We start from the raw sequence: 14484 nt of genomic DNA, 5'->3' as shown, positions 1-14484 counted from the left end.
GTCACAACTCCGCGCCGGTCTGCGAACCGCTGGTGTGCTGCTTGCCGTCGCCCTTGTCTTGCAGCTTCCCGATCTCCATCTGGATCGCCCAGAACCGCTGGCGCTGCTCTTCTTCCAGCTTGTCGAAGCCTTTGTGAGCACCTGCGACCGCGATGCCAATCGCCTCGATCTGCAGGTGCAGGCTCTTGGACAGAGTCGTCAGTTCGTGATGAACCCTCGTGTACTGCTTGTACAGACCATGCGCCTCAGGGAACTCGCTCTCCCCACCCGACGTCAGCGACGTGGCTCTGATCCCCTGTGCACCGACCTTCGTGGGATTGCCCGCCGACTCCTCCAGAGCACGGAGCACCGAGTCCACCTGCCCCACGAATTTACCCAGCGCCTCACCACTGGCCTCCAGGTTCGCCGCCCTGGTCGCCGACACGCCCCCCACCATGTCTGACGGAAGCACGACGCTCCTCCCCGTTTCCCCGTACGTCCATCGGCTCCTCCGGAGCGAGGGCCGACCAACCGCTCGCCGTACGATCGCAAAGCGAGCCGCGTCTCACAACGCGTTTACCACTCTAGTCAACCCGTCCAACCGGTCCAACCAAGCAGGCGTGTTGACTCGGTATCGCCGCCGAGCCAGGTGCCACACTTCGCCGGAATTGCCGGTTTGTAACGAGCGAACGCGCACGGCGACACAGCCGCGCCCCACCACTCCGTCGGCCAGCGATGCGTCGACCTGAATGCATGAGCGCGGGCGCCCTCATGCGATCTGCATCAAACCTCCACGTCTCGATACTGCCCCCGGCAGGTCCACTCGAAAGACGTCACCTGGCGCGCCGCGCCCGCGCGACGGCCACGCCCCCACCACCGATCACGACGACGGCGGCCACGGTGCCAAGTACGACCTTGAGGGTGGTCTTGTCGTTCGATGACTCCGCGCTTGATCCTGCCGCCGAAGTACCGCCGGTAGAACCCTTTGCGGAGGCTTGTGACGGGGTTGATGCGGAACAGGAAGGAGCGGACGGGGACGAGACCCTCGCTATCGCAGACGATGTCCGTAACTGAGCCAGGCCAAGAGACTGGATGCAGACCGTCCTTGGGCTGCTTGCCCCGTCATCGTCATAGCTCCGTGCCGGTCTGCGAGCCATTGGCGTGCGAACTGGCGCCCACGCTGGCCAGAGGTTTCCTGATCTCCGTCTCGATGACCCGGATCTGCTGACGCCGTTGCTTGGAACTTCCACACCCCGCGATCATCGGAACGATCAGGGCCCGGCGCCCGGCCTGCGGTGCGGGCCATCAGACATAATCGCGTCCCATGACCGTATTGATGCCTGTGCTCATGATCCTGGTCGTGGCGGGGATCTTCTCCTTCGTCATCACCATGATGGTGCGCGCCCAGCGGAACCGGGCGCGCGGCGTGCAGGAGAGAGCCGCGGCGATCCGACTCGCGCAGGAGCGCGGCTACGGCTACCAGCCGGCCACGTACGGGCTGATCGACGGGCTCTGCGGCCTGGCGCCGCTGCCCGTCAGCGGGCACAACCTGCGGGCGGAGCACTACATCACCGGGGAGTTCCGCGGCCGCGGCTTCCGCTGCTTCGAGTATGTGACCGGCACCCTCAACGTCCACGACGGCCCGGGGCGGAACCAGCCCGTCTTCTGGACGGTGTTCGCGGTCGCGGCGCCGGGCTTCGGGCCTGAGCTGGTGGTGCGGCGGCCGCAGGCTCTCGACGGGATGACACAGCGTGGCCGTGTGGTGCAGCTCGGCGTGCCGGAGTTCGACGAGGCGTTCCGGGTGATCACGGATGACGAGTCGTTCGCCCGCAACGCCCTGACGGGCGAGGTGGTCCCCTTCCTGAGCACGCAATCACCGGCCGTGCAGGACTCCCCGATCCGGCTGCACGACGACGAGCTGCTCACCTGGCGCCGCGGCCGGCTGAGCCCACAGGACTTCGACGAGCGGCTCGGCTACCTGTGCGACGTGCTGGACCGGATTCCGCCGCAGGTCTGGTCGGCGGTTTGAGACCGCCGTCCCGGGCGTCAGGCAGCTTGGTCCGCCCGTACCGAGCGGACAAACTGCTTGAAGTCGTCCAGCACCGCCGCCAACTGTTCCGGCTTCGCCGTGAGCACCAGCTCGATCACGGCCCGCTGTGACGGACGGTCCACGTCTTCCAGGCCGAGGTAGACCTGGCTCTGCACCAGTTCGAGCGGTGCTCCGTGCAGGGTGGTCGACAGGCGCAGGTTCTGGACGATGCCCGGTGAATCGGTCAGCCCCGGGATGTCGGGGGTTCCTACCTCTTCCTGCTTGGTGACCTCCACGGTGCCGGCCTGCTCGAGCCGCCGTACCGACTCGTCGGCGATCTGCCGCATAGTGGCGCTGTCGTTGCGCATCCCGCCGGCGATGGTGATGTTCGCCGTGAACCCGTCGATGGACGCGGGGTGCAGGGCGACGAAGGCCGCATCGGGCGCTCCCACCTCGTCCGGCGGCGCCGACCGCCAGCCGTCCGGCAACGAGAACGAGATTTTGACCGGCAGGGTGCCCGTCATCGTGAACCCACTTCCTTGCTGAGCCTCATCGCAAGCCTAGAACCACTTGCCTAGCGTGTGGTCGTACGCCGACCCCGCGGCATCGCCGATGGCGTCCGCGGCGTCACCGACCGTGTCGACGACCTCGCCGGGATCGACGGTGACCTGGAAGCCCACCTTCCCGCCGAGCCCCAGTCCGGCACCGACCTCACCGCCGACGTGGTACTTGCCGTCGTCACCCTTGCCGACGTCGACACTGGCCGAGGCCCCCGCGCCGGCCCACGCCTCGCCGGTCACACCGGCACCGATACCGCCCACGTCCGCGGCGGCCGACCCCTCGGCCTTCGCGCCGGCGAAAGCCTCCGCGCCCCCGTGCAGGCCGTCCTTGCCGAACGTGGCCTTCGCTTCGGCGTTGGCACCCGCCAGGGCGCCGCCCTGGGCCTGAAGACCGAGGATGCCGTATTCGGCCTTGCCGCCGACCTCGGCCTTGGCGAGATATACGCTGGCTGTCCCCTTCAGCTCCAGGTTGCCGTCGGTGATACCGGCCACCGCGGAGGCGTCATAGCCGAGCAGCGAGACTCCGGCATTGCCGGACAGCTTGACGCCGCCCACCGTGGTCTCGCCCTTGGCGTCCGCGGACCAGACACTGGCACCGCCGCTGACCTCGGCGATCTTCACCGACCAGCTGACCTTCTTCGGCGCGTCGGGGTCTTCCGAAGTGGCGTTGGGATCCTGGTAGCCCCACTGCCGCTTCCTCTTGTCGGCGGGGTTGTTCCCGTACTGCCACAGCTCGTCTTCTTTGATGGTGGTCTGGCCGAGCCCGAGCTCCTTGGCGAGCTGCCGCGCCTGAGTCAGCCAGCTCGGGCTGTCCTTGGCGCCGCCGGACAGCTTCTCCAGTTTGGACGACAGCGTTCCGGCCTCGTTCTCCAGCTGGGTGCGCGCGGTGCTGAGCACCTCCTGGGCTCCCGCGTGGTCGCCCTTGTCCCACTTCTCTATCGCGTCGGCCGCCTGCCCCTGCGCCCAGTGGAGCACACTGGTGTACGACTTGATGGCACTGGCCGCACCCGCCATGTGGTCCGAGGCGATGTACCAGTTGCCCTTCTCGCCGTTCAGGCTCTTCCAGAACGCGTCGCTGGCCTGTCCGTGCCAGCCGGGGACCTTCACGTCCCGCAGATTGGACCCGACCTTGTCGAACTTGTCCGACCAGTGCTGCATGGTGTCTGCGAGCTCGGTCAGCGCGTGTACGTCACCGGGAATGAGCTCCTTGGGGTCCTTCGTCGACCCGAGTGCGGCTGCCACAGCTTCCCCTGCTCTTGCCTTACCTGTCCTGGTTCGTCTTGACGGAGTCGGCCGCGTCCCGGACCCGTCCGTCCGTGTCCGTCAAGGTGCTCGATGCCGAGATCAGCCCCGCCGCGCGCTGGGCCGTGCTGCCACTGAGGATCTGCGCACCCGCCTGCCAGGTCGCGCAGAACGCCACGAACGACGAGGACGCCGACGAATGCCCGAAGGAAGAACTCCGGCCCGCCGACTCCTCCAGATCGAAACCCTCGGTCGGGCGCAGGGCCTCTACGACGTCCTTGGCGCCCTTTTTGAGATTCTGTGAATCCGCACCCAGATCAGGATCAGCCACGACTGTCCTCCCCTTCGTCAACTCCCGCCGAGCCGGTGCTCATTGACGCACTTAATGATCGGCGCGGCGAAGTGTAGCATCGACGCTTACGAGCATCAGAAGGCGAACACAGCGATGAACTTCGACAAGATGCCGCATCCGGCGAAACGGTGCAACGTGATCACCGTCAACGACCGGGAAATACCACGTCGTCACTTTCTCCTGGCCGCCGCCGGTGTCTTCGTTGTCTTCGGTGGCGCTTTCGGCGGGATCGTCTGGGCGAGTTGGTCCCGCGCCCAGGAGGACTCCCGCGGCGACGAGGAGGTCTCCGCCCTCGTCGCCCTAGCGCAGCGGCGGGGGTGGACGTACCGGGCGCGGGTCGCGGGTGGTGCCGACCGTTACGAGGGCGTCGCACCCTTTCCTGACGTGTCGTCGGGACTGAGCAGCTGGGACTGTGTCGAGGGCCGGCATCGCGGTCGTGCCGTTCGCTGCTTCGAGTACCGCGACGTGCGGACCGTCCAGTCGGCGGGCCCCGGGCGCTCCCTCACGAAGACGTCGTACTACGCGGTCTTCTCGGTCACCGCTCCGGACGCCGTCCCGCCTTCCGCGCTCCACGCAGCGGATGCCGACGCCCCGCTCCGATTCCACAGGGGCGAACTCATCACCTGGTCCAGGGGCCGGCTCCGGGAGGAAGCCGTCCTGCCGAAGCTCAATTACCTTTGCGACGTACTCGACCGCGCGTTTGATTCCCGGTGAGGATATCCAGCGGGTCAAGTGAAGGGCCGAGTGGGCGGGATGGAGAATTCATGAAGCTTCCTGTGTGCCAGTATGCTTCGGGCATTCTTACGTCCTGATACCCGGAATGGAGCCCCCCATGGCGATAGCCCGCACGTCCGCAGCAGCATGGAGTCTTTCGGCTGTGGCCGCCGGTGTGCTGCTTGTCGGCTGTTCGGGATCGGTCACCGTGGAGAAGTCCGAGCCGAAAATCTCCGCCGGTAAGCTGGCCGACACGGTGTCCGAGAAGCTCGCGGCCCAAACGGGTCGGCCGAAGCCGGACATCACCTGTCCGGAGGACCTCGCGGGCAAGGTCGGCACCACCACCCGTTGCACGCTCACCGCGGACGACGGCAGCACGCTGGGCGTGACCGTGACCGTCTCCTCGGTGAAGGGGAGCCAGGTCAACTTCGACATCAAGGCCGACGACAAGGCTTCCCCGGCGGCCGGCTGACGCGGGACCCTTCGCGGCGAACGAAGCGGTACGAGATACGGCGGCGGTGCACACCGGGGCACCGCCGCCGCACCATGTACCCGTCCGAGGACGGCGCCGGAGGGCCGCCGTCAGGACGTGCGCGAGCCGCCCCGCCTGCGTCGCGCGTCCCGGACCGCCACCGCCGTGCCCGTCAGGCCCGCCACCAGCACCAGGCCGCCCACGACCGTGTACGTCGCGAGACGGCTGTCACGTTCCTCGGCCGTCTCGCCGAAGTGCAGCGGGGTGACCGACGGGGCCTCCCCCTTGGCCATGCCGTTCTCGGGTTTCGGGGACTCGACGGGGTGTGCCGGGTCCACGTCCGTAAGTGCCTTCACGGGGTCCACCACGCCCCAGCCCACCAGCCGGTCACGCCCGGGGATCGAGCGTTCCGCGGTCTGTTCGATCTGAGCGACGACCTGCTGGGCCGTCCAGTCGGGGTACTTGGACTTCAACAGGGCGGCCACGCCCGCGACATAGGGAGCGGAGAAGCTCGTACCGTTGTCCGAGCAGTGGCCGTTGCCCGGGACCGTGGAGATCATGTCGACTCCGGGAGCCGCGACCCCCACGAAGTCTCCCGACTGTGAGAAGGCGGCGCGTTCGTTGTTGCGGTCGGAGGCCGCAACCGCCAGGACGCCCTCGTACGACGCCGGGTACGTGACCTTGACGTTGCCGCCCAGCCCGTCGTTGCCGGCGGAGGCCACGACGACGACCTTCCGGTTGAGGGCTTGGTCGACGGCGTCCTTCAGCTTCGTGGTCTTCGGGTCGAGCGCCTCTGCCGTGTCTTGGGAGATGTTGATGACGTCGGCGCCCGCCTGGACCGCGTACGTGATCGCGTCGGCCAGCGTGTCCGCCGTGCCGTCGCCCTCGGCGTCGTTCTGCTTGATCGGGATGATCGTGGCGTCCGGGGCCAGGCCCACGAAACCGGTGCCCTTCGCCGGGCGGGCCGCGATGATGCCCGCCACGCGCGTGCCGTGGCCGACCGTGTCGGTGGTGCCCGACTTGTTGCCGCGGTCTATCTTCTCGCCCTTGCGGTTCTTCTCGGGCAGCAGGTTCTTGCCCTTGGACGCGTCGACGGCCTTGGTGAGCTGCGGGTTCTTGACGTCCACACCAGTGTCGATCACAGCCACCCTGACGCCCTTGCCCGTGGACCGCGCCCACAGCTCGTCCAGGTTCACGCGCTGCAGCGCCCATGGCCGGCCCGCGTACGGCTTCGACGGGAACGTGCACTGGCCGTCGTCCGCCCGGGCCGGGGAAGCGGGCAGGGCGAGCACCGTGGTCGTCGCGGTGAGGGCCACGGCGGCGGCCACCACCACCCCGCGGGCCACGGCTCCCGACGTCCTTGCCTTCAGCATGAGTCCGTTCTCCTCCGCGCGCCGCTACGAACCCTGCGGCTGTCGCGCCGCCGCCTCCGACAGGCGCGGGCCCGTCGGCAGGAAGGTCGACCACTCCAGCGGGATGGGCGTGGGCGTGAGCTTCTCGTAACCGAGGCGGGTCTGGGCGATCTTCGCCTCGGCCAGTTCCTCCTTGCGCTTCTTGGCGGAGGTGCCGATGCCCTTGTCGTCGGTGGCGCTGTCGCTGTTGGACTGCAGGGCGTAGCGCAGGCCCGTGTCGGTGACGAGGAAGACGCCGCCGGCCGTGGTCTCGGTGCCCTGGAACTGACGGTAGAGCTGGCCGGAACCGGCGGTGACGTAGGCGCTGGAGGAACCGGTGGGCAACTGGGCGGGGAAGTCCTTGCCGACCCAGGTGGACAGGGTCGTCGCTCCCTTGGCGCCGACCGACCGCAGTACGTTGCAGACCGTGTTGCGTCCGCTGGTGGCGCTGGAGCCGTCGTTCACCGTCCTCGGCTTGTACGTCGGCCAGTCGTTGTCCTCGTCGAAGGCTGTGCTGTCGGTGACCGCGCCGGGGCTGACCTGCTGCGCCTCACCGGCCTGGCCGACGCCGACGAGCTGACCGCTGTTGAGCAGGAGCGTGGCGGTGAACTCGGAGATACGGGCGACCTTCCCCCGCAGGACGACGTAGTACCGCAACACCTGGCCGTCGTAGGCCTTGATGACCTCGCCGACCTTGTCGTACTGCGCGGGCATGATCCCGGCGTCGGCCTTCGCGCCGGGTGTGCCCTCGATCGGCGGGATGGCGATCGGGTCCCCCTTGTGGAGGGTGTCGAGCCACTCCTGGGAGACGCGCTGCGGGGCGCGACCCCGGGTGTCGAGGGCCTTGAGGAGTTCCTTGTCGCCCGGGTCCGCGAGCTTGTACGCCTTGCCCTGCCCGTCGACGACGTACTGGGTCTTGCCGTCCGGACCGACGACGTACATCAGGTCGCCGCGGGTGAGCCTGTCGGACCCCTCCGTCTTGGACCATTCCTTCTTCGCGAGGACGAACGCCGCCTTCTGGATGGCGCGGCCGCCGTCGGCCGGACGCTCGCAGACCGCCCAGCGCTTGGCGGCTTCGGCCTCGTCCGGGGAGGGCAGGCGGTCGGGCGCGTACGGGATGCCGATGGTGGCGCCGTGCGGAGGCTTGCCGCTGTCCAGGATCTTCTCGTCGACGGTGATGATGCTGGCCTTGCCGGGGTCCAGGAGCAGCTTGGCCGAGGCCATGTTGAGGACGGGGTGGAGCTGCTTCTGCTTGCCCGTCTTCAGGACGACGTACCGGGTGGTCGACTTGCTGGCGACGATGACGTGTTCCTCGGGGGTGTCCCACCCCTTGGGGGCCGTGGGGCTGAACATGCCGATCGCGCCGAACACCGCGAGGATCACCACACCGACGACGACGCCGGGAACCAGTGCGCCCAGCGGCTTGGGAGCGCCCTCCTCCGAGCCGGAGGGCGAAGGCTGCAGGAAGGACGCGAGCGTGCGGCGCTTCGCGAAGGTGTAGGCGTTGAGTTCGTCCCGCCGTGATGCCATCTGTGTCCGCTCTCTCCCCGTTGCGGAGCCGTGGGGGACCTGTGAAGATCCGTCCCCCGTCCTCGGTTTTCCTCTGGTGCCTCGACTGTCAGACCCGGCCCCTACTATGCCTGTTGCGAGGACGTGCTGGTGGCACGGGTAGGGTGCTCAGGGCTTGAAGGGACCGGAGCGCAAGGGATTTCGGGAGAGTTCGGGGGTTTTGAAGTGATGGCTTCCGCAACGCGGACCCGGTCGCGATCGCAATCGGGGCCACGATCGGGTGGCGCGCGCCGGTCGGGTGCCCGCGGCTCTTCCTCCGGGCGAGGCGGTGCCCCGCAGGCACCCACGCCCTACCAGGGCGCCTTCGCGCCGCGCCTGGAGTCCCGCTCGGGCCGCGGCGGTTCGTTCGCGGTGCAGCGGCTGGTGCTGCTGGAGATCGCGGGCGCGCTCGCGCTGTGCGGGTGGCTCGTCGGCACGGTCGCGCTGATCGCGGTCGGCCCCGTCTCCCTGGTGCTCGTGGTGCTCGCCGTCGTCCGGCGCAGGGGGCGCTCCCTGCCGGAATGGCTCGGCACCCTGCTGGCCATGCGGGCCCGCATACGGCGGGCCGCGAACACTCCGGTGCCGCCGGGAACCGACTCCGGTCTCGCGCCCGCCGTGGAGTGCGACCCGACGCTGCGCACGTTCAGCTTCAACCGTGGTGACGACCGCGACCAGCGGCCCATCGGCATGGTGGGTGACGGCGGTTTCCTGACCGCAGTGCTCCAGGTGGAGTCGGACGTCGACGCGCTCCGCGCGGAGCGCGGGAAGCGACCACTGCCGATCGCCCTCGTCCGGGACGTCCTCGAAGTCGACGGCATCCGGCTGGAGTCGGCACAGATCGTCGTGCACACCCAGCCCGCGCCCGCGCTGCACCTGCCCCAGCAGTCGGTCGTCGTCAGCAATTACGCGCCGTTGCAGGCCCAGACCGGCTCCCCCGCGGTCCGCATCACCTGGATCGCGTTGAAGCTCGACCCCGAGCTGTGCCCGGAGGCGGTGGCCGCGCGCGGCGGCGGGCTGCCGGGGGCGCAGAAGTGCCTGGCACGCTCGGCCGACCACCTGTCGAGCCGGCTGACCGGCGCCGGGTTCCGGGCGAACGTGCTCACCGAGGAGGAGCTGACGGCCGCCATCGCCACCTCCGCGTGCGCCAACCCGATGGTGACGGCCCAGGCCGGGCGGGGCGAGGCGCCGCAGCGGCGGACCGAGGAGTCCAGCCGCAGCTGGCGTTGCGACAACCGCCGCCACACCACCTACTGGGTACGGCGCTGGCCCCAGCTGGGCGGCTCCGGCGGCTCGCTGGCCCAGCTGGTGGCACAGCTGACGGCGGTGCCCGCGCTCGCGACGACCTTCAGCCTGACGCTGGCGAAGGGCGCGCAGCAGGACGTGACCATCACCGGCCATGTGCGGATCACCGGCCGCAGCAAGCAGGAACTGACCGACGCGCGGCGCGATCTGGAGCGTGCGGCGCAGCAGGCACGCACCGGGCTCGCGCGGCTGGACCGCGAACAACTCCCCGGCGTTCTGGCGACCCTGCCGCTCGGAGGTGCCCGCTGATGACCACGACGACCTCACCCACCCCGTCCGCTCCCGGCCTCGGTGAGCGACTGCGCACCGGCTTCGGTCTGCTCGGTCCCCGCCACCCGCGGCACGCACTGCCCGTGGAGCAGCTGGACGCGCTGACCCTGCCCATCGGTGACGACGGAGTCGTGGTCGGCGTCAACAACGAGGGGCAGCCCGCCATCCTCGGGGTGAACCGTCCCACGCCGTACGACATCGTGCTCATCGGCGGCCTGTGGACCGCGCAGGTCCTCGCTCTGCGCTCCGCCGCCACCGGTGCCCGGGTCGCGGTGGAGACCGGGCGGCCGCAGGCCTGGATGCAGATGGTGCATGCCATGGGGGGCGGGCAGAACGGGCTGTCCGTGTACGACGTGGGGCGGGTGCCGCCGCAGGGTGCCTCCGCCGGTACGCCGGTGCTGGTGGTGCGGGACTGCGGTATGCGGCCCCCGCGCGGCCGGGTGGTGTCCGGTCCCTGGCAGTCGGTGCTGACCCTGCTGCCGTATCTCAGTCCCGTCGCGCCCCGGCTGCTGCGGCAGGCGCGGCTCGCCGGTATCCAGCGGGTCTCGCCGGACGAGGCGGCCGAACTGGGGCGCACGATGGGGCTGTCGCGGACCGAGGTGGAGTCGCTGCCGGGGCTGCCCGACGGTGTCACCCTCTGGTGTACCGACCGTGACCGGCAGTACGTGCTGACGCAACCCACCGACGCTGAGATCGGATTGTTGGGTACACCCCGCCGCATGGACTGAACTGCCCTTGTCCGTCCCTTTTGTTCGAGGCGTCGTGCCCGGCCGCGCGGGGTGGACGGGTGTCTGCGTGCGTGCCGTGACCTGGTGTGCGGGCGCGGAGAGGTGGGCGGGCCTGCCGAGGGGTGGCTCCTGGTGATTAGGCTGGGAGCGGGCGCGATGGCAGGACCCGTGAACCGGCGTCGGTGTCCCGGGGGGAGAGCCGGTGCATCGGACTGCCCCGAACGACTACGGACGACTCGGTACGACACGACATGGTCGCCCCGGCACGGCATGAGGGTGCTCGACCACACCAGGAGGAACTGTGAGCAGCGATCGGGACGGGATGCGCGGGGGCTGGGACACACCCGGCGATGACCAGCCCGACGCGGAGGCCGTCGAGACCACCGGCGAGTTCACCATCGACTACGCTCCCCCCGCCTGGTACACGCAGAACGCGTCCGGAGCGGGCGGTACGGGTGCCGGTGGCGCGAGCGGTGCGGGCGGTGCCGGCGGTTTCGCCGGGGCCGCGGCTGCCGGCGACTCGGGCACTCCGGCGGCTCCCGGGCTGCCGTTCCCCACGAACACGCCGGTCCCGGGCCCTACACCGCCACCGCCGGCCGCCCCGCCGGTGGGTACGCCGCCGCAGGGGACGCCGTTCATTCCGGCGCAGGGGCCTTCGTACGGTCCTGCGGAGGGGACTCCGTACGGTCCGGCGCAGGGCGCGTCGTTCACTCCGCCGCAGGGTGCTTCGTACGCTCCCCCGGCCGGGCCTGCGCAGCCCGCGCCGACGACCGGTGACCCCGTTCCGATGCCGCGGCTGCCCGAGGGCTTCGAGCCGCAGCAGCCGCAGTCTGCCCAGCAGGAGGCCCCGGCCGCTTCCGGCGTGGTCGAGCCGGAGACGGACAACGGGGACCTGGAGAGCGGGGCGACCATGCGGTTCTCCGCCGTCGCCCTGAAGCGCCAGATGGCGGAGATCGCCGAGCACACCGCCGCCGCCGGAGAGTCGGCCGAGTCCGGGGATGAGGGCTCCGCCGGTGCGGAGGGTTCTGAGGATTCCGAGGGTTCTGTCGGTGCCTCCGGTGCCGCGGAGTCCGCCGGTGCTGAGGGCGACGCCGACCGTGCCGGGAAGTCCGGCGGCGAGGACGGTGCCGAGGGATCCGGTGGCGAGGCTTCCGCGCAGGACGACTCGGTGGCGGAGGCCGCCGCTGGAGTTGGTTCCGCGTCCGACGAAGCCGCCGCCGATGAGATGGCCGCGGCGGAAGAGAGCGTTGCCGAGCAGGCCGCCGCTGAGAAGGGCGACGCCGAGAAGGCCAGCGCGGAGAAGGGGGACGCCGACGAGGGTGCGGCCGACGCCGGGCCTCCCGTCGTGTCCGAGGGCTCCGCCGACTCCTCGCAGTCCGACACGCCAGAGCCCTCGAAGGCCGGGGCGGCAGGCCTGACGGCCGGGAACGGTGCTCCTCAGCCGGGTGCGACGCAAGCCAGCGCACCATCGGGTGACGGTGCGTCGGACAGCGCGGCCCAGCAGGCCGACGCCGCCCACCCCGCTGCCCCGGAAGCCGGTGCCCCTCAGCCCCACGCACCCCAGCCCGCCCCCGGACAGCCCGGCGGATACGGCTTCCCGCAGCCCGGCGCCGCTCACCCCGGCGCCCAGCCTCACGCGGCCCAGCCCCACGCGGCCCAGCCCGCCCCCGGCGCCCCCTACGCCGCCGTGCCGCCCGCTCCCCCGGCCCCGCAGGGTGCCCAGCCCGGCTGGACGCCGCCCGCGCCGCAGAACGGGTTGCCCCCGCTGCCGCCCTCGTACCAGCCCGCCGCCCCGGCTTCCGCCGCCCAGTGGCCCGTACAGCCCGGGCAGCAGCCGGCCGCCGCCCCGCAGCAGCCAGGGCCCATGCCCGGCCAGCAGCCGCAGGCGACCGGCAGTCAGCCTCCCGCCGGGATGCCCGGCCAGCAGCCGCCGTTCCAGCCGCAGGCCCCGCAGCCCGCGCCCGCCGCGTGGAACCAGCCGAACCAACCCGACCAGGCCAACCCCGCCAGCCAACCGGGTCACCCGGGTGCGCCCGGCCCGCAGCCGGCTCCCAACGGCCCCATCCCCGGCCCCACGCCCCCGAGCGGCTACGGCTTCCCCCAGCCCGGCGCCCCGGCACCGGGCACTCCCAACCCCCCGGCCCAGCCCGGCGGTTATGGCTTCCCGCAGCCCCCGGCGCCCCAACAGCCGCAGCCGCAGCCGCAGCCCCACGGCCCCACCCCGCCCAGCGGTTACGGCTTCCCGCAGCCGGGCGTGCCCAACTCCCCCGCGCAGAGCGGCGGCTACGGTTTCCCTCAGCCGGGGAACCCCAACCCGCAAACTCAGCCGGGCGGTTACGGCTTCCCGCAGCCGCCTCAGAGCCCGGACGGCGCCCCCGACGCTCCGCAGGCCCCGCACGCGCCGGTCGATCCGCGTTCCGGTGCCGCGTGGCCGCAGCCCGTTCAGCATGACCAGCGGCAGCCGACCAACCCCGGTGCCGCACCGCTCGGTTACACCGCCGCCGTGGAGCTGTCCTCGGACCGGCTGCTCAACAACAAGAGACAGAAGGCGAAGAGCGGGCGGCCCGCGGCGGCGGGCGGCCGGTTCAAGCTCGGCGGCAAGAAGGAGGAGGCCGAGCGGCAGCGCAAGCTGGAGCTGATCCGTACGCCGGTGCTGTCCTGCTACCGGATCGCGGTCATCAGCCTCAAGGGCGGCGTCGGCAAGACGACCACGACGACCGCGCTCGGCTCCACCCTCGCCACCGAGCGGCAGGACAAGATCCTCGCCATCGACGCCAACCCGGACGCCGGTACGCTCGGGCGGCGGGTCCGCCGGGAGACCGGGGCCACCATCCGTGACCTCGTCCAGGCGATCCCGTACCTCAACTCGTACATGGACATCCGGCGGTTCACCTCCCAGGCCCCGTCCGGGCTGGAGATCATCGCCAACGACGTGGACCCGGCCGTGTCGACCACGTTCAACGACGAGGACTACCGGCGCGCGATCGACGTGCTCGGCCGGCAGTACCCGGTCATCCTGACCGACTCGGGCACCGGTCTGCTGTACAGCGCCATGCGCGGGGTGCTCGACCTGGCCGACCAGCTCATCATCATCTCCACGCCGTCCGTGGACGGCGCGAGCAGCGCCAGTACGACGCTGGACTGGCTGTCCGCGCACGGGTACGCCGACCTGGTCTCGCGGTCCCTCACCGTGATCTCCGGGGTCCGTGAGACCGGCAAGATGATCAAGGTCGAGGACATCGTGGCGCACTTCGAGACCCGCACCCGCGGCGTCATCGTGGTGCCCTTCGACGAGCATCTGGCGGCCGGCGCCGAGGTCGACCTCGACATGATGCGGCCGAAGACGCGCGAGGCGTACTTCAACCTCGCCGCGATGGTCGCCGAGGACTTCACCCGCCACCAGCAGGCGCACGGGCTGTGGACGAGCGACGGCAACCCGCCGCCGGTGGCCGCCCCGCCCATGCCGGGAGGACCGATGCCGGGCCAGCCCATGCCCGGCCAGCCCATGCCCGGCCAGCCCATGCCGGGACAGCCCATGCCGGAACAGCTGTACGGCGCCGGGCAGCCGTATCCGCAGGCCCCCGGGCAGCCGTACCCCCAGGCCCCCGGTCAGCCGTACGCGCCGACGCAGCAGCCGTACCCGCCTCAGCAGGGCCAGCAGCAGCCGTATCCGGGCGCACAGCAGCAGCCGGGCTACCCGCAGCCCGGACAGCCCCAGCCCCAGCCGCCGTCGCAGCCGCCGTCACAGCCGCAACCGCAGCCGCAGCAGCCTCCGCAGGCTCCCCCGGCCCCGCCGCAGCAGTAACGGGCCACAGAGAAGGGCGGCCGGTGCTCACCGCACCGGCCGCCCTTCTCCCTGTCACGAGCCGCGCTGGAACGCGTCCCGCCGGAACGAGC

At 70.7% G+C, this 14484-nt stretch carries 12 protein-coding genes and 1 pseudogene; 7 read left to right on the top strand and 6 right to left on the bottom strand.

Features of this window, described 5'->3' with window-relative positions:
- Position 1: 1 nt before the first annotated feature.
- Positions 2 to 424, bottom strand: a complete 423-nt coding sequence (locus tag OO52_RS11880) for a hypothetical protein (RefSeq protein WP_324608315.1) — start codon at positions 422 to 424, stop codon at positions 2 to 4.
- An 879-nt stretch (positions 425 to 1303) separates the two neighbouring features.
- Between OO52_RS11880 and OO52_RS11875 the strand changes: the two genes are divergently transcribed.
- Positions 1304 to 2008, top strand: a complete 705-nt coding sequence (locus OO52_RS11875; protein ID WP_030657579.1) for a hypothetical protein — start codon at positions 1304 to 1306, stop codon at positions 2006 to 2008.
- A 17-nt stretch (positions 2009 to 2025) separates the two neighbouring features.
- Here the strand turns inward: OO52_RS11875 and OO52_RS11870 are convergent, their stop codons facing one another.
- From OO52_RS11870 to OO52_RS11860, 3 genes are read right to left on the bottom strand one after another with little or no spacing between them, the layout of a single operon-like run.
- A complete protein-coding gene (locus OO52_RS11870) occupies positions 2026 to 2532 on the bottom strand; it encodes a hypothetical protein (protein ID WP_030657577.1) in 507 nt (168 codons plus the stop codon).
- Between the two features lie 36 nt (positions 2533 to 2568).
- Positions 2569 to 3810: a putative T7SS-secreted protein gene (locus OO52_RS46010; protein ID WP_051819042.1), complete on the bottom strand. Its 1242-nt coding sequence runs from the start codon at positions 3808 to 3810 to the stop codon at positions 2569 to 2571.
- Positions 3811 to 3829: 19 nt separating this feature from the next.
- Positions 3830 to 4141 carry a hypothetical protein gene (locus tag OO52_RS11860; RefSeq protein WP_030657573.1) on the bottom strand — a complete coding sequence of 104 codons (312 nt, stop codon included), beginning with the start codon at positions 4139 to 4141 and terminating at the stop codon, positions 3830 to 3832.
- Between the two features lie 54 nt (positions 4142 to 4195).
- On the opposite strand from OO52_RS11860, the gene OO52_RS11855 reads away from it, so the two are divergent.
- Both OO52_RS11855 and OO52_RS11850 read left to right on the top strand, forming a co-directional pair.
- Positions 4196 to 4876, top strand: coding sequence for a hypothetical protein (locus OO52_RS11855; RefSeq protein ID WP_030657570.1), 681 nt, complete (start codon positions 4196 to 4198; stop codon positions 4874 to 4876).
- Between the two features lie 118 nt (positions 4877 to 4994).
- Entirely contained in the window at positions 4995 to 5348 is a 354-nt protein-coding gene (locus tag OO52_RS11850) for a DUF4333 domain-containing protein (RefSeq protein ID WP_030657568.1), read from the top strand.
- Between the two features lie 110 nt (positions 5349 to 5458).
- Here OO52_RS11850 and mycP read toward each other — a convergent pair whose 3' ends face one another.
- Both mycP and eccB read right to left on the bottom strand, forming a co-directional pair.
- Complete coding sequence (gene mycP / locus OO52_RS11845) at positions 5459 to 6721, bottom strand: type VII secretion-associated serine protease mycosin (protein ID WP_030657566.1); 1263 nt, start codon at positions 6719 to 6721, stop codon at positions 5459 to 5461.
- Positions 6722 to 6745: 24 nt separating this feature from the next.
- Complete coding sequence (eccB, locus tag OO52_RS11840; RefSeq protein ID WP_030657564.1) at positions 6746 to 8269, bottom strand: type VII secretion protein EccB; 1524 nt, start codon at positions 8267 to 8269, stop codon at positions 6746 to 6748.
- A 207-nt stretch (positions 8270 to 8476) separates the two neighbouring features.
- Here eccB and eccE point away from each other — a divergent pair, with 207 nt between their 5' ends.
- From eccE to OO52_RS11825, 4 genes and pseudogenes are all read left to right on the top strand, one after another.
- Positions 8477 to 9838, top strand: coding sequence for a type VII secretion protein EccE (gene eccE, locus OO52_RS11835; RefSeq protein ID WP_078877234.1), 1362 nt, complete (start codon positions 8477 to 8479; stop codon positions 9836 to 9838).
- A complete protein-coding gene (locus OO52_RS11830; protein ID WP_030657560.1) occupies positions 9838 to 10587 on the top strand; it encodes a hypothetical protein in 750 nt (249 codons plus the stop codon). The genes eccE and OO52_RS11830 overlap by 1 nt, the downstream gene beginning before the upstream one ends.
- Positions 10588 to 10909: 322 nt before the next feature.
- Positions 10910 to 10966, top strand: a pseudogene (locus tag OO52_RS54540) (hypothetical protein); the annotation flags it as partial.
- 408 nt (positions 10967 to 11374) lie between these two features.
- Positions 11375 to 14392, top strand: coding sequence for an AAA family ATPase (locus OO52_RS11825; RefSeq protein ID WP_234339855.1), 3018 nt, complete (start codon positions 11375 to 11377; stop codon positions 14390 to 14392).
- Positions 14393 to 14484 lie beyond the last annotated feature (92 nt).

Source organism: Streptomyces flaveolus, assembly GCF_000716535.1.
GTDB classification, from domain to species: Bacteria; Actinomycetota; Actinomycetes; order Streptomycetales; family Streptomycetaceae; genus Streptomyces; species Streptomyces flaveolus_A.
This window is presented reverse-complemented; position numbering and strand designations above follow the sequence as displayed.

Bases quoted from the DNA above. Each gene is read 5' to 3' on its own strand.
- OO52_RS11875 (WP_030657579.1), top strand. From the start codon at position 1,304: ATGACCGTATTGATGCCTGTGCTCATGATCCTGGTCGTGGCGGGGATC.
- OO52_RS11870 (WP_030657577.1), bottom strand. From the start codon at position 2,532: ATGACGGGCACCCTGCCGGTCAAAATCTCGTTCTCGTTGCCGGACGGC.
- OO52_RS11855 (WP_030657570.1), top strand. From the start codon at position 4,196: ATGATCGGCGCGGCGAAGTGTAGCATCGACGCTTACGAGCATCAGAAG.
- OO52_RS11850 (WP_030657568.1), top strand. From the start codon at position 4,995: ATGGCGATAGCCCGCACGTCCGCAGCAGCATGGAGTCTTTCGGCTGTG.
- mycP (WP_030657566.1), bottom strand. From the start codon at position 6,721: ATGCTGAAGGCAAGGACGTCGGGAGCCGTGGCCCGCGGGGTGGTGGTG.
- eccB (WP_030657564.1), bottom strand. From the start codon at position 8,269: ATGGCATCACGGCGGGACGAACTCAACGCCTACACCTTCGCGAAGCGC.
- eccE (WP_078877234.1), top strand. From the start codon at position 8,477: ATGGCTTCCGCAACGCGGACCCGGTCGCGATCGCAATCGGGGCCACGA.
- OO52_RS11830 (WP_030657560.1), top strand. From the start codon at position 9,838: ATGACCACGACGACCTCACCCACCCCGTCCGCTCCCGGCCTCGGTGAG.
- OO52_RS11825 (WP_234339855.1), top strand. From the start codon at position 11,375: ATGCCGCGGCTGCCCGAGGGCTTCGAGCCGCAGCAGCCGCAGTCTGCC.